This window comes from Streptomyces sp. NPDC014801, assembly GCF_043082085.1.
Classification (GTDB): domain Bacteria; phylum Actinomycetota; class Actinomycetes; order Streptomycetales; family Streptomycetaceae; genus Streptomyces.
On sequence record NZ_JBIBXG010000013.1, the window covers coordinates 224,818 to 243,824 of the forward strand.

Annotated in this window: 11 protein-coding genes; 9 read left to right on the forward strand and 2 right to left on the reverse strand. The window is 71.8% G+C overall.

Annotation, left to right across the window (positions count from 1 at the left end):
• The first annotated feature begins 331 nt into the window (after positions 1-331).
• The 3 genes from ACF1AL_RS30515 to ACF1AL_RS30525 all read left to right on the forward strand — a co-directional run bounded on the left by ACF1AL_RS30515 (position 332) and on the right by ACF1AL_RS30525 (position 5,997).
• Positions 332-535, forward strand: coding sequence for a hypothetical protein (locus tag ACF1AL_RS30515; protein ID WP_361627640.1), 204 nt, complete (start codon positions 332-334; stop codon positions 533-535).
• 221 nt (positions 536-756) lie between these two features.
• Complete coding sequence (smc, locus tag ACF1AL_RS30520; protein ID WP_391828243.1) at positions 757-4,362, forward strand: chromosome segregation protein SMC; 3,606 nt, start codon at positions 757-759, stop codon at positions 4,360-4,362.
• Between the two features lie 216 nt (positions 4,363-4,578).
• The gene (locus ACF1AL_RS30525) at positions 4,579-5,997 is read left to right on the forward strand and encodes a sugar porter family MFS transporter (RefSeq protein ID WP_391698296.1); all 1,419 of its coding nucleotides are present in this window, start codon (positions 4,579-4,581) and stop codon (positions 5,995-5,997) included.
• 510 nt (positions 5,998-6,507) lie between these two features.
• Here the strand turns inward: ACF1AL_RS30525 and ACF1AL_RS30530 are convergent.
• On the reverse strand, positions 6,508-7,956 hold the full coding sequence (locus ACF1AL_RS30530) for a cytosine permease (protein WP_391828245.1): 1,449 nt from the start codon (positions 7,954-7,956) through the stop codon (positions 6,508-6,510).
• A gap of 171 nt (positions 7,957-8,127) precedes the next feature.
• On the opposite strand from ACF1AL_RS30530, the gene ftsY reads away from it, so the two are divergent.
• Positions 8,128-9,336, forward strand: coding sequence for a signal recognition particle-docking protein FtsY (gene ftsY, locus ACF1AL_RS30535; protein ID WP_391828247.1), 1,209 nt, complete (start codon positions 8,128-8,130; stop codon positions 9,334-9,336).
• A gap of 600 nt (positions 9,337-9,936) precedes the next feature.
• Here the strand turns inward: ftsY and ACF1AL_RS30540 are convergent.
• Positions 9,937-10,608, reverse strand: coding sequence for a bifunctional DNA primase/polymerase (locus ACF1AL_RS30540; protein WP_386418253.1), 672 nt, complete (start codon positions 10,606-10,608; stop codon positions 9,937-9,939).
• A gap of 436 nt (positions 10,609-11,044) precedes the next feature.
• Between ACF1AL_RS30540 and ACF1AL_RS30545 the strand changes: the two genes are divergently transcribed.
• The 5 genes from ACF1AL_RS30545 (at position 11,045) to ffh (ending at position 18,914) form a co-directional block, all read left to right on the forward strand.
• On the forward strand, positions 11,045-12,532 hold the full coding sequence (locus ACF1AL_RS30545; RefSeq protein WP_391779486.1) for a hypothetical protein: 1,488 nt from the start codon (positions 11,045-11,047) through the stop codon (positions 12,530-12,532).
• 417 nt (positions 12,533-12,949) lie between these two features.
• Positions 12,950-14,314: an ammonium transporter gene (locus ACF1AL_RS30550; protein ID WP_384214437.1), complete on the forward strand. Its 1,365-nt coding sequence runs from the start codon at positions 12,950-12,952 to the stop codon at positions 14,312-14,314.
• On the forward strand, positions 14,311-14,649 hold the full coding sequence (locus ACF1AL_RS30555; RefSeq protein ID WP_103781692.1) for a P-II family nitrogen regulator: 339 nt from the start codon (positions 14,311-14,313) through the stop codon (positions 14,647-14,649). The genes ACF1AL_RS30550 and ACF1AL_RS30555 overlap by 4 nt, the downstream gene beginning before the upstream one ends.
• A gap of 25 nt (positions 14,650-14,674) precedes the next feature.
• Positions 14,675-17,143, forward strand: a complete 2,469-nt coding sequence (locus ACF1AL_RS30560; protein ID WP_391657044.1) for a [protein-PII] uridylyltransferase — start codon at positions 14,675-14,677, stop codon at positions 17,141-17,143.
• A gap of 217 nt (positions 17,144-17,360) precedes the next feature.
• On the forward strand, positions 17,361-18,914 hold the full coding sequence (gene ffh / locus ACF1AL_RS30565) for a signal recognition particle protein (protein WP_391698471.1): 1,554 nt from the start codon (positions 17,361-17,363) through the stop codon (positions 18,912-18,914).
• Positions 18,915-19,007 lie beyond the last annotated feature (93 nt).

The window sequence follows — 19,007 nt, forward strand, 5'->3', positions numbered from 1 at the left end:
CCCCCTCGCTCCCCGGAAACCGGCAGGTCGTTGCGGAGAAGGGCTTGCGATGGCGGGCTCCGCACGCAAGGATGATCGCCACGCCCCGAGGGGCCCGCAGGAGCCGCAGCGCAGGCTTTTCAGCCGCGCGCCCCCGGGTCGCCCTCCCATACGGGGCGTGATCGTGTTGACCGTCAAACTTTTTGGTGAGACGCTGAAAGCCCGCGCACCTTAGCTGTTTGGCATGGCTGAACGGCAGCACAACTCCAGGCCCGCCAAGCAGCCGCGGGTGCGAATCCCTCACGACCCACCACCGCTTCGGTCGGTCACTCAGTGTGGAGGACCATCCATCATGGCAAAGGCGCTTCTCGGTTACGTCGGCGGCTCCGACCCTCGACTCCTCGCCGAGATGCGACGGCTCCAGCAGCGCGTCCAGGACCTCGAATCCGAGCTCGTGCGGATCCAGGCCGAGAAGGACGCCCTGCAGGCTGCCGCTTCTCACGACAGGATCATGGAGAGCGTTGACGCACACCAGGCGGAGCCTGCGCTCACCTGATCACTGCACGCTCCACAACAGCACAGCAGTGGTTGGGCTGTCCGTCACAACCGCTTCAGTGTCAGAAGTGCAAGGGACGCCTCGGCGTCCCTTCTTTCTTTCCCCCGCGCATCCTTTCACTCTCTTCAACGTCTGGTGTGCCCTCCGCGTTCACCGGTGAAACCGCGGGTAGCCCCGTGGTTCATAGAGTGAGACAACCCCGGAAGGTAGAGTCCGACGGCGTGCACCTCAAGGCCCTGACGCTCCGCGGGTTCAAGTCGTTCGCCTCGGCGACCACGCTCCGTTTCGAACCGGGCATCACCTGTGTCGTCGGCCCCAACGGCTCCGGCAAGTCCAACGTCGTGGACGCGCTCAGCTGGGTCATGGGCGAACAGGGCGCCAAGTCCCTGCGCGGCGGCAAGATGGAGGACGTCATCTTCGCCGGCACCACCGGCCGCCCGCCGCTCGGCCGCGCCGAGGTGTCGCTGACCATCGACAACTCCGACGGCGCGCTGCCCATCGAGTACGCCGAGGTCACCATCACGCGGATCATGTTCCGCAACGGCGGCAGCGAGTACCAGATCAACGGCGACACCTGCCGCCTGCTGGACATCCAGGAACTGCTCTCCGACTCCGGCATCGGCCGCGAGATGCACGTCATCGTCGGCCAGGGCCAGCTCGACTCCGTGCTGCACGCCGACCCGATGGGCCGCCGCGCCTTCATCGAGGAGGCCGCCGGCGTCCTCAAGCACCGCAAGCGCAAGGAGAAGGCGCTGCGCAAACTGGACGCGATGCAGGCCAACCTCGCCCGCGTCCAGGACCTCACCGACGAACTGCGCCGCCAGCTCAAACCCCTCGGCCGGCAGGCCGCGGTCGCCCGCCGGGCCGCCGTCATCCAGGCCGACCTGCGCGACGCCCGCCTGCGCCTCCTCGCCGACGACCTCGTACGGCTGCGGCAGGCACTGCAGGCCGAGATCGCCGACGAGGCCGCGCTCAAGGCCCGCAAGGACGCCGCCGAGCAGGAGCTGAAGAAGGCCCAGCAGCGCGAGGCCCTGCTGGAGGACGAGGTGCGCCGGCTCACCCCGCGCCTGCAGCGCGCCCAGCAGACCTGGGTCGACCTGTCCCGGCTCGCCGAACGCGTCCGCGGCACGATCTCCCTCGCCGACGCCCGCGTCAAGAGCGCCACCTCCGCCCCGCCCGAGGAGCGGCGCGGCCGCGACCCCGAGGACATGGAACGCGAGGCGGCCCGCATCCGCGAGCAGGAGGCCGAGCTGACGGCCGCCCTCGAAGCCGCCGAGCGGGCCCTGGAGGACACCGTCGCCCACCGCGCCGAGCTGGAACAGTCCCTCGCCGAGGAGGACCGGCGGCTCAGGGACGCCGCCCGCGCCCTCGCCGACCGCCGCGAGGGCCTCGCCCGGCTGCGCGCCCAAGTCGGCGCCGCCCGCTCCCGCGCCGCCTCCGCCCAGGCCGAGATCGACCGCCTGGCCGCCGCCCGCGACGAGGCCCAGGAACGCGCCGTCACCGCGCAGGAGGAGTACGAGGCGCTCAAGGCCGAGGTCGACGGCCTGGACGCCGGCGACGAGGAACTGGCCGAGCGCCACGAGACGGCCAGGCGGCAGCTCGCCGAGGCGGAAGCGGCGCTGAGCGCGGCCCGCGAGGCGCTCACCGCGGCCGAACGCAGCCGCGCCGCGACCCAGGCCCGCCACGAGGCGCTGGCGCTGGGCCTGCGCCGCAAGGACGGCACCGGCATACTGCTCGGCGCCCGCGACCGGCTGACCGGTCTCCTCGGTCCGGCGGCGGAACTGCTGACGGTGGAGCCGGGCCACGAGGTGGCTCTCGCGGCGGCCTTCGGAGCGGCCGCGGACGCGATCGCCGTCGAGACCCCGGCCGCGGCGGCCGAGGCGATCCGCCTGCTGCGCAAGCAGGACGGAGGACGGGCCGCACTGCTCCTGGCGGGGACACCGGAAGTGCCGTCCCCCACAGGCGCGGGGAACGGCGCTCGCGACCCCGGCGCAGCCGTGGAAGTGCAGATGCCCGCCCACCCCGCGGCGCGCCCGGCCGTGGACCTCGTCAGGGGCCCGGCCGAGCTCATGCCCGCCGTCCGCCGCCTGCTGCGGGGCATCGTGGTCGTCGGAACCCTGGAGGACGCCGAGGACGTGGTCTACGCCCACCCCGAGCTGACCGCCGTCACCGCCGACGGTGATCTCCTCGGCGCGCACTTCGCCCACGGCGGCTCCGCCGGCGCGCCCAGCCTGCTGGAGGTGCAGGCCTCCGTCGACGAGGCCGCGGCCGAGCTGGCCGAGCTGGCGGTGCGCTGCGAGGAGCTGGCCTCGGCGCAGCGGGCGGCCGCCGACCGCCGTAGCGAGGCCGCCGCCCTCGTCGAGGAACTCGCCGAGCGGCGCCGGGCCGCCGACCGCGAGAAGTCGGGGGTGGCGCAGCAGCTGGGCCGGCTCGCCGGCCAGGCCCGCGCGGCCGCCGGGGAGGCGGAGCGCTCCGTCGCGGCGGCGGCCCGCGCCCAGGAGGCACTGGAGACGGCCGTGCAGGAGGCCGAGGAACTTGCCGAACGGCTCGCGGTCGCCGAGGAGACGCCCCTCGACGACGAGCCCGACACCTCCGTGCGCGACCGCCTCGCCGCCGACGGCGCCAACGCCCGGCAGACCGAGATGGAGGCCCGCCTCCAGGTCCGTACGCACGAGGAACGCGTGAAGGGCCTGGCCGGCCGAGCGGACGGGCTGGACCGGGCCGCCCGCGCGGAACGCGAGGCACGCGCGCGTGCCGAGCAGCGCCGGGCCAGGCTGCGCCACGAGGCGTCGGTCGCCCAGGCCGTCGCCGCCGGCGCCCGCCAGCTGCTCGCGCACGTCGAGGTCTCCCTGACCCGCGCCGAGCAGGAACGCGCCGCCGCCGAGGCCGCGAAGGCCGCCCGCGAGCAGGAGCTGACCAACGCCCGGAACACCGGACGCGAACTGAAGTCCGAGCTGGACAAGCTGACGGATTCAGTCCACCGAGGCGAGGTACTCGGCGCCGAGAAGCGGCTGCGCATGGAGCAGCTGGAGACGAAGGCGCTGGAGGAACTGGGTGTCGAACCGGAGGCGCTGGTCGCCGAGTACGGGCCGGACCAGCCCGTGCCGCCCTCGCCCCCCGCCGAGGGCGAGGAATTGCCGGACGACCCCGCCCACCCGCGCAACCAGCCGCGTCCCTTCGTCCGCGCCGAGCAGGAGAAGCGCCTGAAGGCGGCCGAGCGCGCCTACCAGCAGCTCGGCAAGGTCAATCCGCTCGCGCTGGAGGAGTTCGCCGCGCTGGAGGCCCGCCACCAGTTCCTGAGCGAGCAGCTGGAGGACCTGAAGAAGACCCGCGCCGACCTGCTGCAGGTCGTCAGGGAAGTGGACGAGCGGGTCGAGCAGGTGTTCACGGAGGCCTACCGGGACACGGCCCGCGAGTTCGAGGGCGTCTTCAGCCGTCTCTTCCCGGGCGGTGAGGGCCGCCTCGTCCTGACGGACCCCGACAACATGCTCACCACGGGCGTGGACGTCGAGGCCCGCCCGCCGGGCAAGAAGGTCAAGCGGCTGTCCCTGCTGTCGGGCGGTGAGCGGTCGCTGACCGCGGTGGCGCTGCTGGTGTCGATCTTCAAGGCCCGCCCCAGCCCCTTCTACGTCATGGACGAGGTCGAGGCGGCGCTGGACGACACCAACCTGCAGCGGCTGATCCGGATCATGCAGGAGCTGCAGGAGACCTCGCAGCTGATCGTCATCACGCACCAGAAGCGGACGATGGAGGTCGCCGACGCGCTGTACGGCGTGTCGATGCAGGGCGACGGCGTCTCGAAGGTCATCTCGCAGCGTCTGCGCTGAGCGCGGCGGGTACGGCTTCCCCCGTTCAAGATCAACTAACGCATCGTTCATTTCTTGAACAAGAGACACGTCTGTCTATCGAGAAACTCACAGCCGCTGAACTATTGACTTCGAAACTTGAAGGCATAGTCTCTGCAACGTTGCTTTTACCTTCAGGTCTCACCTGCAAGGGCAGACCCCCACCCGGCAGCGTTGCCGGTGGCCCGAGGAGTACACGTGACCAGCACAGCGCAGGCACCCCAGTCAGGAGCCGGGACGGCTCACCCCGATCATCTCGGGCATGTCATCTTCATCGCGGCCGCGGCCGCGATGGGCGGTTTCCTCTTCGGCTACGACAGTTCCGTCATCAACGGCGCCGTCGAGGCCATCCGAGACCGCTACGACATCGGCTCCGCCGCGCTGGCCCAGGTCATCGCCATCGCCCTGATCGGCTGCGCCATCGGCGCCGCCACCGCCGGCCGGATCGCGGACCGCATCGGCCGCATCCGCTGCATGCAGATCGCCGCGGCCCTCTTCACGATCAGCGCCGTCGGCTCGGCGCTGCCCTTCGCGCTCTGGGACCTCGCCTTCTGGCGCATCGTCGGCGGTTTCGCCATCGGCATGGCCTCCGTGATCGGCCCGGCCTACATCGCCGAGGTCGCCCCGCCTGCCTACCGCGGCCGGCTCGGCTCCTTCCAGCAGGCCGCGATCGTCATCGGCATCGCCGTCTCCCAGCTGGTCAACTGGGGCCTGCTCAACGCCGCCGGCGGCGATCAGCGCGGCAAGCTGATGGGCCTGGAGGCCTGGCAGGTCATGCTCGGCGTCATGGTCGTCCCGGCCGCCCTCTACGGCCTGCTCTCCTTCGCGATCCCCGAGTCCCCCCGCTTCCTGCTCTCCGTCGGCAAGCGCGAGCGCGCCAAGACCATCCTCGCCGAGGTCGAGGGCAAGGACGTCGACCTCGACGCGCGCGTGGCCGAGATCGAGCACGCGATGAAGAGCGAGCACCGGTCCACGTTCAAGGACCTGCTCGGCGGTGGCTTCTTCTTCAAGCCGATCGTCTGGGTCGGTATCGGCCTGTCGGTCTTCCAGCAGTTCGTCGGCATCAACGTCGCGTTCTACTACTCGTCGACGCTGTGGCAGTCGGTCGGCGTCGACCCGACGGACTCGTTCTTCTACTCCTTCACGACGTCGATCATCAACATCATCGGCACCGTGATCGCGATGATCTTCGTGGACCGCGTCGGCCGCAAGCCGCTCGCGATCATCGGCTCGGTCGGCATGGTGATCGGCCTGGCCCTGGAGGCCTGGGCCTTCTCCTACGACCTGGTCGGCGGCAAGCTGCCCACCACGCAGGGCTGGGTCGCCCTGGTCGCCGCCCACATCTTCGTCCTCTTCTTCGCCCTGTCCTGGGGTGTCGTCGTCTGGGTCTTCCTCGGCGAGATGTTCCCGAACCGGATCCGCGCCGCCGCGCTGGGCGTCGCCGCCGCCGCGCAGTGGATCGCGAACTGGGCCATCACCGCGAGCTTCCCGTCGCTGGCCGACTGGAACCTGTCCGGGACGTACGTGATCTACACGGTCTTCGCCGCGCTCTCCATTCCGTTCGTGCTCAAGTTCGTCAAGGAGACGAAGGGCAAGACGTTGGAGGAGATGGGCTGACGGCTCCGCCGGAGAGCGCCCGAAAAGCGCCCCGAGGGCGCCCGAGAGCTCGAGGAGCAGGGCCAAGTCCCCGCTGCCCTCTCCTCGAATCTTCCGCCGCCTCCGCCCTGCCGGGCGGGGGCGGTGGTGTTTTCGGTGGCTGTGGGGGTGAGTGCGGATCGCCTGCGGCGGCTGTGCGGGTGGGTGCGGATCGTTGCCGGGTGCGGGTCTCGTCGTGGTTGCTCGCGCAGTTCCCCGCGCCCCTTGAATGCCTGCGGCGGCCCGTTCCTGTCCGGTGGGCGGTTGCGGTATCGCCTTCTGCCGGTGGGTGGGTCGGGGCCGTGGTGGGGGGTGTCCGTCCTCGGTACGGCCTTACGTCAGTTCAAGACGGCACCCGAAGGCAATGCCGTCCGCTGCGGGCGGACACCCCCCACCGCGGCCCCTTGCCGCCGTCGGCGGCTACAGGGCCGTCGTGGTGGGAGAAGAAAAGCCCCCTCCGGCGTGGTCGCTGGAGGGGGCTTCGAGGTGGGGTCAGACGGTCAGGGGTTCGCGGTCGTCCGTCGTCTTCTGAGCCGTCGGCTGGGTGACCGGGGGCTTGGGGAGGGCCAGGTAGAGGAGGCCGGAGATGACGATGGTGGCGACCCAGCCGAGACCGTATTCGCCGATGATGTTGTTCTTGGCCAGGGGGCCGGTGAACCAGTCGGACGTGGTGAACAGCAGGCCGCCGACGAGGCCGGCCGCCCAGGCGGTGACCGCCGCGGGGGAGAAGCCGGCCCGGTACCAGTAGGCGCTGGTGCGGGTCGTGTCGGCCATGGCCGCGCCGTCGTACTCCGTGCGGCGCAGCATGTCCGCGCCGAAGACGCCGACCCAGGCCGAGAAGGCGACGGCGAGCAGGGACAGGAAGGCGATGAAGGAGCCCATGAAGCTGGTCGCGACCAGCATCAGGACGCCGCCGAAGACCAGGGAGATGACGGCGTTCACGGACACCGCCCAGTGGCGCGGGACCTTGAAGCCGAGGGTCTGGGCGGTGAAGCCGGCCGAGTACATGGACATGGAGTTGATCAGCAGCATGCCGATCAGCGCGATGAGCAGGTACGGGACGGCGATCCAGGTGGGCAGGATCTCGCCGAGGAAGGACACCGGGTCGGAGGCGGAGGCCAGGTCCGGCGTGGACACCGCCATGACGGCACCCATCAGGACCATCGGCAGGACGACGATGCCGGCGCCGCCGACGGACGTCCCGACGATCGCCTTCGAGGACGCCGTACGGGGGAGGTAGCGGGTGAAGTCCGGGGCGGACGGGATCCAGCTGACGCCGCCGGCGGCGATCATGCCGATGCCGGTGATCACGGCGGCCGTCGAACCGGCCGAGTGCTCCATCACCTTCGACCAGTCGGTGTTGACGGCGAGATAGACGAGCACCAGCACGGAGAAGGCGCCGAAGAGGTAGGTCGCGTACTTGTTGCACTTCTGGACGGCGTTGATGCCGAGCCCGGAGATCGCGAACGTGGCGACGACGAACAGCAGCAGCATGACCATGTCGAGCACGCTGTTGGCGTGGACGCCGAGGACGATGTCCAGGATGGTGAGCATGGCGTAGGCGCCGGTCACCGCGTTGATCGTCTCCCAGCCCCAGCGGGCCACCCAGATCAAGGAACCGGGCAGCAGGTTGCCGCGCTGCCCGAACACCGCGCGCGACAGGGCCATGCCGGGCGCGCCGCCCCGCTTGCCGGCGATGCCGATGAGCCCGACCAGGCCGTACGACACGACGGGGGCGACGGCCGCGACGACCAGCGCCTGCCAGATGTTCAGGTGATACGCCGCGACGAGGCTCGCGCCCATGGTCAGCAGCAGCACGCTGATGTTCGCGCCCACCCAGGTGGGGAACAGTTCGCGTGGCTTCGCGGTGCGCTCGTCGTCCGGCACCTGCTCGATGCCGCGGGTTTCGAGAGCGCCTTCGGTCTCGGCGGTCTTGCTCATGAAAGAGGGAGCCTCGGAGTGGGGGACAGGGTGACGTCGGGACTCTACGCGCGTTGATGTAGGCACCACCATCGTACTTTGGTCCGACTCCTGCCTTCCAGTGGCGTTTGTCTCTCGGAGGAAGCCACAAGACGGCTTCGGCGGACCCCCATGGCTGATACTGGACGGGTTATGGAAACCGTCATCCTTGCTGTAGTCATCGCCGTGGTCGCGATCGTCGCGCTCGGCGGGCTCGTGGTCGGCAGCCGACGGAAGAAGTCGCTGCCCCCGCCGCCCCCCGCCGCGCCCGACATCACCGCCCCTCCGGCCGAGCCGCACGTCGGCGACGAGGCCGAGACGCCGCGGGAGGAACCGCGGCGCACCATCGAGGAGGTGGATCTTCCAGGCCCGGCTCCCGTCCTCGTAGAGGAGCCGCCCGCCGAGGCTCCCGTCGCGGCTCCGGAGATCGAGATCCCGGAGCCCACCGCAGGCCGCCTGGTGCGGCTGCGCGCCCGTCTGTCCCGCTCGCAGAACGCCCTGGGCAAGGGCCTGCTGAACCTCCTGTCCCGGGAGCACCTCGACGAGGACACCTGGGAGGAGATCGAGGACACCCTGCTCACCGCCGACGTCGGCGTGCAGCCCACGCAGGAACTGGTCGAACGGCTCCGGGAGCGCGTGAAGGTGCTCGGCACCCGCACTCCGGCCGAGCTGCGCGGCCTGCTGCGGGAGGAGCTGCTCACGCTGGTCGGCCCCGACATGGACCGCGAGGTCAAGACCGAGCCCGCCACCAGCAAGCCGGGCATCGTGATGGTCGTCGGCGTCAACGGCACCGGCAAGACCACCACGACCGGCAAGCTCGCGCGGGTCCTGGTGGCCGACGGCCGCTCCGTCGTCCTGGGCGCCGCGGACACGTTCCGCGCGGCCGCCGCCGACCAGCTCCAGACCTGGGGCGAGCGGGTCGGCGCCTACACCGTGCGCGGGCCCGAGGGCGGCGACCCGGCCTCCGTCGCGTTCGACGCGGTGAAGGAGGGCAAGGAGATGGGCGCGGACGTCGTGCTCATCGACACGGCCGGCCGTCTGCACACCAAGACCGGGCTCATGGACGAGCTGGGCAAGGTCAAGCGGGTCGTGGAGAAGCACGCGCCGCTGGACGAGGTGCTGCTCGTCCTCGACGCGACGACCGGGCAGAACGGGCTCGTGCAGGCCCGCGTCTTCGCGGAGGTCGTCGACATCACGGGCATCGTGCTGACGAAGCTCGACGGTACGGCGAAGGGGGGCATCGTGATCGCGGTCCAGCGGGAGCTGGGCGTGCCGGTCAAGCTGGTCGGGCTCGGTGAGGGGGCGGACGATCTGGCCCCCTTCGAACCGGGCGCCTTCGTCGACGCCCTCCTGGGCGACTAGCGGACTCCGTCCCGCACAGAAAACCCACCCTCGGCTCCAACGCCGGGGGTGGGTTTTTCACTGACGTCGGGTGCCTGCCGTGGGGCGAGTTGCCCGGCGGTGCGCTGACCGCCGTGGGGTGCGCGGCCCGGCGGTGCGGGGCGCCGCTGCGCCCACCCGTGCCGCCCCAGCGGCACGACTGCCCGCAGCTACGAAGGCAGGTAGCGGCGACGGCCTGCAGTCGCCGGCGGCGGGGAGGGGACGTGGTGGGGGGTGTCCGCCCGCAGCGGACGGCATTGCCTTTCGTCAGCTTCTGGAGAGACGTAGGGCCGTACCGAGGACGGACACCCCCCACCGCGGCCCCGACTCACCCACCCACAGAAGGCGCTACCGCAACCGGCCACCGGACAGAAACGGGCCGCCGCAGGCATTCAGGGGCGCGGGGAACTGCGCGACAAGCCACGACGGACCCGCACCCGGCAACACCACCGCACCCACCCGCACAGCCGCCGCAGGCACACCGCGGGGAACTGCGCGACCAGCCACGACGAACCCCGCACCCGGCAACGACCCGCACCCACCCGCACAGCCGCCGCGCCCGAAACGCAGCGCCCCGGACCACTACCCCCGCGACCGATGCGCCGCATAGGCCAACGTCCCCAGCAGCAACCGCGCCGCAGGCGGCCGCGTCGCCGCGTCCAGGGCCGGCGGCCGCAGCCACCGCACCGGCCCCAGCCCACCCCGCTCCGACGGCGGAGCCGTGACGTAGGCCCCCACTCCCAGCGCCCGCAGATCGAGCTGCGGATCGTCCCACCCCATCCGGTACAGAAGCCGCGGCAGCTCCGCCGCGGCCCCCGGCGCGACGAAGAACTGCGCCCGCCCCTGAGGCGTCACCGTCACCGGCCCCAGCGGCACCCCCATCCGCTCCAGCCGCACCAGCGCCCGCCGCCCCGCCGCCTCCGCGACCTCCAGCACGTCGAACGCGCGCCCCACCGGCAGCATCACCGACGCCCCGGGCACCTCGCCCCACGCGGCGGTCACCTCGTCCAGCGTCGCCCCGGCCCGCACCTCCGGCGCGAAGTCCAGCGGATGTGCCCCCGGCGCCGGGCAGTCGGAGCGGCCGCACGAGCACACGCCCGCCGCCGCCCGCGTGCCCGGGACGACGTCCCATCCCCACAGGCCGGTGTACTCGGCCACGGCGGTGCACTCCGACGAGCGGCCGCGGCGGCGCGAGACGGACCGGATGTCACGGAAGTCGCGGATGCCCCGACTGCTGCCGATCGTGAAGCCCATGCCCCCTCCAACGGGTCCGACCCACCGGTGGTTACGAAGGACACTCAACCCGCTACGGAGCGTGTCCTCGACCCTGCCGCGGACGGCGGCCGGGAGCGTCCGCGGTGGTGCATCCGGCGACGCGCGCCCCCGAGTGCATCCGTTCGCTCACTCCCCGCTGTCCTATGTCAAGTGAATCGCGGGAAGGCCACCGTGAGTTCATTCGAAGGGGTGGCGAATGGTGGCGATTCAGGGATCGCCATGGCCGGACGGGTGATCGTAGGATTACTTTGAGTGCACGGTACCTCCGGGCACATGCGCTCGTGGGTATGCCGGAGGCAACTCGGCTTTCCGTTCGAAGGGTGAGAACCGGCGGACGGAAGCCCCGAGGACCGGCATTCTGATAGGGCTTGGCGCAGCGGCGCGGCAGGCGGTCTTGAGGGATGGGGGCGTTCCAGTGGGCGGCAACGGCGGTGGCGGGACGAACGCTGAGAAGCGCCCCAACGAACTGCTGGGAAACTGGTTCGTGCGCAGCGGCTGGTCCAAGGGCGAGCTCGCCCGTCAGGTGAACCGCCGCGCCCGTCAGCTGGGCGCCAACCACATCTCCACCGACACCTCGCGCGTGCGCCGCTGGCTGGACGGGGAGAACCCGCGCGAGCCCATCCCCAGGATCCTGTCGGAGCTGTTCTCCGAGCGTTTCGGCTGCGTCGTCTCCATCGAGGACCTCGGCCTGCGCACCGCGCGCCCCGCACCCTCCGCGACCGGCGTCGACCTGCCCTGGACGGGCCCGCAGACCGTCGCCCTGCTCGGCGAGTTCTCGCGCAGCGACCTGATGCTGGCCAGGCGCGGCTTCCTCGGCAGCTCGCTGGCCCTGGCCGCCGGCCCGGCCCTGATCGAGCCGATGCAGCGCTGGCTGGTGCCCACGCCCACCGTGCCCGGCCCGCGCCACGAGGCCGACCCGCAGCCCGTCCCCACCAGCCGCGCCCGCGGCCGGCTGTCCAGGCCGGAGCTGGACCTGCTGGAGTCCACCACGGTGATGTTCCGCCAGTGGGACGCCCAGTGCGGCGGCGGCCTGCGCCGCAAGGCGGTCGTCGGCCAGCTGCACGAGGTCACCGACCTCCTCCAGGAGCCCCAGCCGGAGGCCACCACCCGCCGCCTGTTCAAGGTCGCCGCCGAGCTGGCGGAGCTCGCGGGCTGGATGTCGTACGACGTGGGGCTGCAGCCCACCGCGCAGAAGTACTTCGTGCTCGCCCTGCACGCCGCCAAGGAGGCCGGCGACAAGCCGCTCGGCTCCTACATCCTGTCCAGCATGAGCCGCCAGATGATCCACCTGGGCCGGCCCGAGGACGCCCTGGAGCTCATCCACCTCGCCCAGTACGGCAGCCGTGACTGCGCCAGTCCCCGCACCCAGGCGATGCTGTATGCGATGGAGGCCCGCGCCTACGCCAACATGGGCCAGCCCGGCAAGTGCAAGCGGGCGGTGCGCATGGCCGAGGACACCTTCGCCGACGCCGACGACTGGGACGAGCCGGACCCCGACTGGATCCGCTTCTTCTCCGAGGCCGAACTGCACGGCGAGAACAGCCACTCCTTCCGCGACCTCGCCTATGTCGCCGGCCGCAGCCCGGCCTACGCCTCGCTGGCCGAGCCGCTGATGCAGCGGGCCGTGGAGCTGTTCGCGCAGGACAGCGAGCACCAGCGGTCGTATGCGCTGAACCTCATCGGCATGGCCACCGTCCACCTGCTGCGCCGCGAGCCCGAGCAGAGCACGGTGTACGCGGCGCAGGCCATGCGGGTCGCGAAGAAGGTGCGCTCCGAGCGGGTCAACACCCGGATCCGCAAGACCGTCGACACCGCCGCCCGCGACTTCGGCGACCTCGCCGAGATCGTCGACCTCACCGACAAGCTCGCCGCCGAGCTGCCGGAGGCAGCCGAGGCGGTCTGACCCCGCACAAGCCGCGAGAATCCCGCAGGACCGCGCACAGCCCGCACACCCGCACCACCCGCTGAACCCCGGCCGCGGCCGGCCTCCCCGAACCGCCCGACTCGGCTCCCCCATGCCAGGTCATCGGAAGGCCGACCGCGGCCGGCCCCGTCTCCCCGGGCCCCCGCCGGAGGCCCCCCGCGCGGCCCGCGCCGCACAAGACGGCGCCGCGACAGCGATCGCCCGGCCGCCCATCCGGCAATTCATCGGCGCGTAACACGCACGGCGCCTTCGTCACCCCGGCGAAACAACGAGGGGCTTCCACCGAAACGGCGCTGCGCCAATCTCGTGGCTCATAACCGGCCCACCCCTCATTCCGCTCAGGCATACCGCTCAGGCATCGCCCGCACGGGGCCGCACAACGACGAGGAGACGCCGATGGCACCAGCAGCCATCATGCTTGCGGCGGACGCACCCAAACTGTCGTCCGCCAACACAGGCTTCATGCTCATCTGTTCCGCCCTGGTGATGCTCATGACCCCGGGCCTGGCCTTCTTCTACGGCGGCATGGTCCGCGTCAAAAGCACCCTGAACATGCTGATGATGAGCTTCATCAGCCTCGGGATCGTCACCATCCTGTGGGTGCTCTACGGCTTCTCCCTCGCCTTCGGCACGGACCACGGCAGCCTCATCGGCTGGAACTCCGACTGGCTCGGCTTGAGCAACATAGGGCTGACGCAGCTGTGGGACGGCTACACGATCCCCGTCTTCGTGTTCTGCGTCTTCCAGCTGATGTTCGCGATCATCACGCCCGCCCTGATCAGCGGTGCGCTCGCCGACCGCGTCAAATTCAGCGCCTGGGCGCTGTTCGTCGCGCTGTGGGTCTCGATCGTCTACTTCCCGGTCGCCCACTGGGTGTGGGGCACGGGCGGCTGGGCCTTCGACCTGGGCGTCATCGACTTCGCCGGCGGTACGGCCGTGCACATCAACGCCGGTGCCGCGGCGCTCGGCGTGATCCTCGTCATCGGCAAGCGCGTCGGCTTCAAGAAGGACCCGATGCGCCCGCACAGCCTGCCGCTGGTCATGCTCGGCGCCGGTCTGCTGTGGTTCGGCTGGTTCGGCTTCAACGCCGGCTCCTGGCTCGGCAACGACGACGGCGTCGGCGCGCTGATGTTCATCAACACGCAGGTCGCCACCGGTGCCGCCATGCTCGCCTGGCTGATCTACGAGAAGATCCGCCACGGTGCCTTCACCACGCTGGGCGCCGCCTCCGGCGCGGTCGCGGGCCTCGTCGCCATCACCCCGGCAGGCGGCGCGGTCTCCCCGCTCGGCGCGATCGCCGTCGGCGCCATCGCCGGTGTGCTGTGCGCCATGGCCGTCGGCCTGAAGTACCGGTTCAACTACGACGACTCCCTCGACGTCGTCGGCGTGCACCTGGTCGGCGGTATCGCCGGCTCGCTGCTGATCGGCTTCTTCGCCACCGGCAAGGGCCAGTCCACCGCGACCGGCGTCTTCTACGGCGACCACTCCTTCACCCAGCTGTGGAAGCAGTGCGCGGGTGTCGGCGCCGTCCTCGCCTACTCGCTGATCGTCTCCGCGGTCCTCGCCTTCCTCCTCGACAAGACGATCGGCATGCGCGTCACCGAGGACGAGGAGGTCGCCGGCATCGACCAGGCCGAGCACGCCGAGACCGCATACGACTTCAGCGGCGCCGGCGGCGGGGCCGTCCGCACCGGGGGCGTTCCGGTCCCCGTGGCCGCCGCGGCCGACAGCAAGCCCGAGGGGAAGAAGGTCGACGCATGAAGCTGATCACCGCCGTCGTCAAGCCGCACCGGCTCGACGAGATCAAGGAGGCCCTGCAGGCCTTCGGCGTCCAGGGACTGACGGTCACCGAGGCCAGCGGCTACGGTCGGCAGCGGGGCCACACCGAGGTCTACCGCGGCGCCGAGTACACGGTCGACCTGGTCCCCAAGATCCGCATCGAGGTGCTGGTCGAGGACGACGACGCCGAGCAGCTCATCGAGGTCGTCGTCAAGGCCGCCCGTACCGGCAAGATCGGTGACGGCAAGGTCTGGTCGATCCCGGTCGACACGGCGGTCCGGGTCCGCACCGGCGAGCGCGGCCCCGACGCACTCTGACCGTCACGAGAACAGGAGTCGCTGGGTGACGAGCACGGACGAGCACGGCAAGGCACAGGACTCCGGCCCCGGCGGCTACGCGGCGGCCCGGCTGCACCTCCTCACCGAGGGGGAGCGGTCCGGGCCGCCGCGCCGTGCGGCCCTGTCGCAGCTCACCGACGACTGGCTCGGCGAGCTGTTCGGCGCGGCGGCCGGCGAGCTGTCCGGTGCGGCGCCGGGCGAGCCGCGGGGCGTGTCGCTGGTCGCCGTCGGCGGCTACGGGCGCGGCGAGCTGTCCCCGCGCAGCGACCTGGACCTGCTCCTGCTGCACGACGACGCCGACGCGAAGGACGTCGCCGCTCTCGCCGACCGGCTCTGGTACCCGGTGTGGGACCTCGGCCTCGCCCTCGACCACTCCGTGCGCACCCCGGCCGAGGCCCGCCGTACCGCCGGCGAGGACCTCAAGGTCCAGCTGGGCCTGCTCGACGCCCGCCACCTCGCCGGCGACCGCGGCCTGACCGCCGCCCTGCGCACCGCCGTCCTCGCCGACTGGCGCAACCAGGCCCCCAGGCGCCTGCCCGAACTCCAGGAGCTGTGCGCCGAACGCGCCGAGCGGCAGGGCGAGTTGCAGTACCTGCTGGAGCCGGACCTGAAGGAGGCCCGCGGCGGTCTGCGGGACGCCACCGCCCTGCGCGCCGTCGCCGCCTCCTGGCTCGCCGACGCCCCCCGCGAGGGCCTCGACGCCGCCCGCCGCCGCCTCCTCGACGTCCGCGACGCCCTGCACCTGACCACCGGACGCGCCACCGACCGCCTCTCCCTGCAGGAACAGGACCAGGTCGCTGCCGAACTCGGCCTCCTCGACGCCGACACCCTGCTGCGGCAGGTCTACGAGGCCGCCCGCGTCATCGCGTACGCCAGTGACGTCACCTGGCGCGAGGTGGGCCGTGTGCTGCGCTCCCGCGCGGTGCGGCCCCGGCTGCGCGCCCTCCTGGGCGGCGGGAAACCGGTCGCCGAGCGGTCGCCGCTGGCCGAGGGCGTCGTCGAGCAGGACGGCGAGGTGGTCCTCGCCCGCGCCGCCCGCCCCGAACGCGACCCCGTGCTCCCGCTGCGCGCCGCGGCCGCCGCCGCCCAGGCCGGCCTGCCGCTCTCCCTGCACGCCGTGCGCCGGATGGCCGCCGTCGCGCGGCCGCTGCCGGCGCCCTGGCCCGCCGAGGCCCGCGAACAGCTGGTCACCCTGCTCGGCTCCGGCCGCCCCACCGTCGAGGTGTGGGAGGCGCTGGAGGCCGAGGGCCTGATCACCCGGCTGCTGCCCGACTGGGAGCGGGTGCGCTGCCGGCCGCAGCGCAACGCCGTCCACGTGTGGACCGTCGACCGGCATCTGATCGAGACGGCCGTGCGCGCCTCGGAGTTCACCCGCCGGGTCAGCCGGCCCGACCTGCTGCTGGTCGCCGCGCTGCTGCACGACATCGGCAAGGGCTGGCCCGGCGACCACTCCGTGGCCGGCGAGATCATCGCGAGGGACGTCGCCGCCCGGATCGGCTTCGACCGCGCCGACGCCGCCGTCCTCGCCACCCTCGTACGCCATCATCTACTGCTGATCGAGACCGCGACCCGGCGCGACCTGGAGGACCCGGCGACCGTGCGCGCGGTCGCCGAGGCCGTGGGCACGCCGTCCACGCTGGAGCTGCTGCACGCCCTGACCGAGGCGGACGCCCTGGCCACCGGCCCGGCCGCCTGGTCGTCCTGGCGCGGCTCGCTCGTCGCCGACCTGGTGCGGAGGGTGTCGGCCGTACTCGCCGGCGACGCGCCCGAGGACCCCGAGACGGCCGCGCCGACCGCCGAGCAGGAACGGCTCGCCCTGGAGGCGGCCGCCACCGGCGGCCCGGTGCTGGCGCTGCGCGCGCAGACCGAGCCGCCCGCCGGCGAGACCTCCGCCGACCCCGAGCCGCTCGGCGTGGAGCTGCTCATCGCCGTACCCGACCAGCCGGGGGTGCTGCCCGCGGTGGCCGGTGTCCTCGCGCTGCACCGGCTGACCGTCCGCACGGCCGAGCTGCGCGCGCTGGACCTGCCCGAGGGGGTGGACGGCTCGGTGCTGCTGCTGAACTGGCGGGTCGCCGCCGAGTACGGCTCCCTGCCGCAGGCCACCCGGCTGCGCGCCGACCTGGTGCGGGCGCTGGACGGCTCCCTGGACATCGCCGCCCGGCTCGCCGAACGCGACGCGGCCTATCCGCGCCGCCGCGGCGTGGTCCCACCGCCGCCCCGCGTCACCGTGCACCCGGCGGCCTCCCGCCTGGCCACGGTGATCGAGGTCCGCGCCCAGGACGCCCCGGGCCTGCTGTTCCGCATCGGCCGCGCCCTGGAGGACGCGGCCGTCCGGGTCCGCAGCGCCCACGTGAGCACGCTTGGCTCCAACGCGGTGGATGCCTTCTACGTGACGGGCGAGAAGGGGGCACCCTTGCCTGAGGACGCAGCGTCGTCGGTGGCGCGGAAGCTGGAAGAGGCCTTGAAGGAGTGACCCGCACGGCGCCGCTGCGTTGATCGCGGTGTGGTCCCTGCCGATGCGGGGATGGTCCGGCGTAGACGGCGTACGCGCCCAGCGTCGACACATGCTCCCCGCCGACGCTGGGGTGTCGTCCCCGTCCGTGATGCAGCGGCCGGGGACGATCGGCTTGCAGAGCCGGATACCCTGGAAGACGCTCATCCTGCCCCCGACTCCGAGGACCGACGCCGCCGTGTTCGATACTCTCTCCGATCGCCTCTCAGCGACCTTCAAGAATCTGCGCGGCAAGGGGCGTCTGAGCGAGGCGGACATCGACGCCACCGCGCGTGAGATCCGCATCGCCCTCCTCGAGGCGGACGTGGCCCTGCCCGTCGTGCGCTCCTTCATCAAGAACGTCAAGGAGCGCGCCCTCGGCGCCGAGGTCTCCAAGGCCCTGAACCCGGCCCAGCAGGTCCTCAAGATCGTCAACGACGAGCTCGTGACGATCCTGGGCGGCGAGACCCGGCGGCTGCGGTTCGCCAAGCAGCCGCCCACCGTGATCATGCTGGCCGGTCTCCAGGGTGCCGGTAAGACCACTCTGGCGGGCAAGCTCGGCCGCTGGCTCAAGGAGCAGGGCCACTCCCCGCTGCTGGTCGCCTGTGACCTGCAGCGCCCCAACGCCGTCAACCAGCTGAGCGTCGTCGCCGAGCGCGCCGGCGTCGGCGTGTACGCGCCCGAGCCGGGCAACGGCGTCGGCGACCCGGTCAAGGTCGCCAAGGACTCCATCGAGTACGCCAAGTCCAAGGTCCACGACATCGTGATCGTGGACACCGCCGGCCGCCTGGGCATCGACCAGGAGATGATGCAGCAGGCCGCGGACATCCGGGACGCGGTCCGGCCCGACGAGATCCTGTTCGTCGTCGACGCGATGATCGGTCAGGACGCCGTCAACACCGCCGAGGCCTTCCGCGACGGCGTCGGCTTCGACGGCGTGGTGCTCTCCAAGCTCGACGGTGACGCCCGCGGTGGTGCCGCCCTGTCGATCCGGCAGATCACCGGCAAGCCGATCATGTTCGCCTCCAACGGCGAGAAGCTCGACGAGTTCGACGCCTTCCACCCCGACCGGATGGCCTCCCGCATCCTCGACATGGGTGACCTGCTCACCCTGATCGAGCAGGCGGAGAAGACGTTCAGCCAGGAAGAGGCCGCCAAGATGGCCTCCAAGCTGGCGTCGAAGAAGGGCCAGGACTTCACCCTGGACGACTTCCTGGCCCAGATGGAGCAGGTCAGGAAGATGGGCTCCATCTCCAAGCTGCTCGGCATGCTGCCCGGCATGGGCCAGATCAAGGACCAGATCAACAACATCGACGAGCGCGACGTGGACCGCACCGCCGCGATCATCAAGTCGATGACCCCGGCCGAGCGCCAGGACCCCACGATCATCAACGGCTCCCGCCGCGCCCGTATCGCCAAGGGTTCCGGTGTCGAGGTCAGCGCCGTGAAGAACCTCGTCGAGCGGTTCTTCGAGGCCCGCAAGATGATGTCCCGCATGGCGCAGGGCGGCGGGATGCCCGGCATGCCGGGGCTCCCGGGCATGGGCGGTGGCCCCGGCCGGCAGAAGAAGCAGCAGAAGAAGGCCAAGGGCAAGCAGCGCTCCGGCAACCCGATGAAGCGCAAGCAGCAGGAGCAGGAGGAGGCCGCCCGCCGCGCGGCCGCCGCCCAGAACGGCGGCGCCTTCGGCCTGCCCGGCCAGCAGGGCGCCCAGGACTTCGAGCTGCCGGACGAGTTCAAGAAGTTCATGGGCTGACCGGCCACCGGCCGGACCGGTCCGCGGCCGACGGCCGCTCGCGCACGACGCCGGGGGCGCCCCTCACCAGGGGTCGCCCCCGGCGTCGTACAC

Coding starts and splice junctions, on each gene's coding strand:
- ACF1AL_RS30530 (WP_391828245.1), bottom strand. CDS start 7,956: ATGAGCAAGACCGCCGAGACCGAAGGCGCTCTCGAAACCCGCGGCATC.
- ACF1AL_RS30555 (WP_103781692.1), top strand. CDS start 14,311: ATGAAGCTGATCACCGCCGTCGTCAAGCCGCACCGGCTCGACGAGATC.
- ACF1AL_RS30515 (WP_361627640.1), top strand. CDS start 332: ATGGCAAAGGCGCTTCTCGGTTACGTCGGCGGCTCCGACCCTCGACTC.
- ACF1AL_RS30540 (WP_386418253.1), bottom strand. CDS start 10,608: ATGGGCTTCACGATCGGCAGCAGTCGGGGCATCCGCGACTTCCGTGAC.
- ftsY (WP_391828247.1), top strand. CDS start 8,128: ATGGAAACCGTCATCCTTGCTGTAGTCATCGCCGTGGTCGCGATCGTC.
- ACF1AL_RS30550 (WP_384214437.1), top strand. CDS start 12,950: ATGGCACCAGCAGCCATCATGCTTGCGGCGGACGCACCCAAACTGTCG.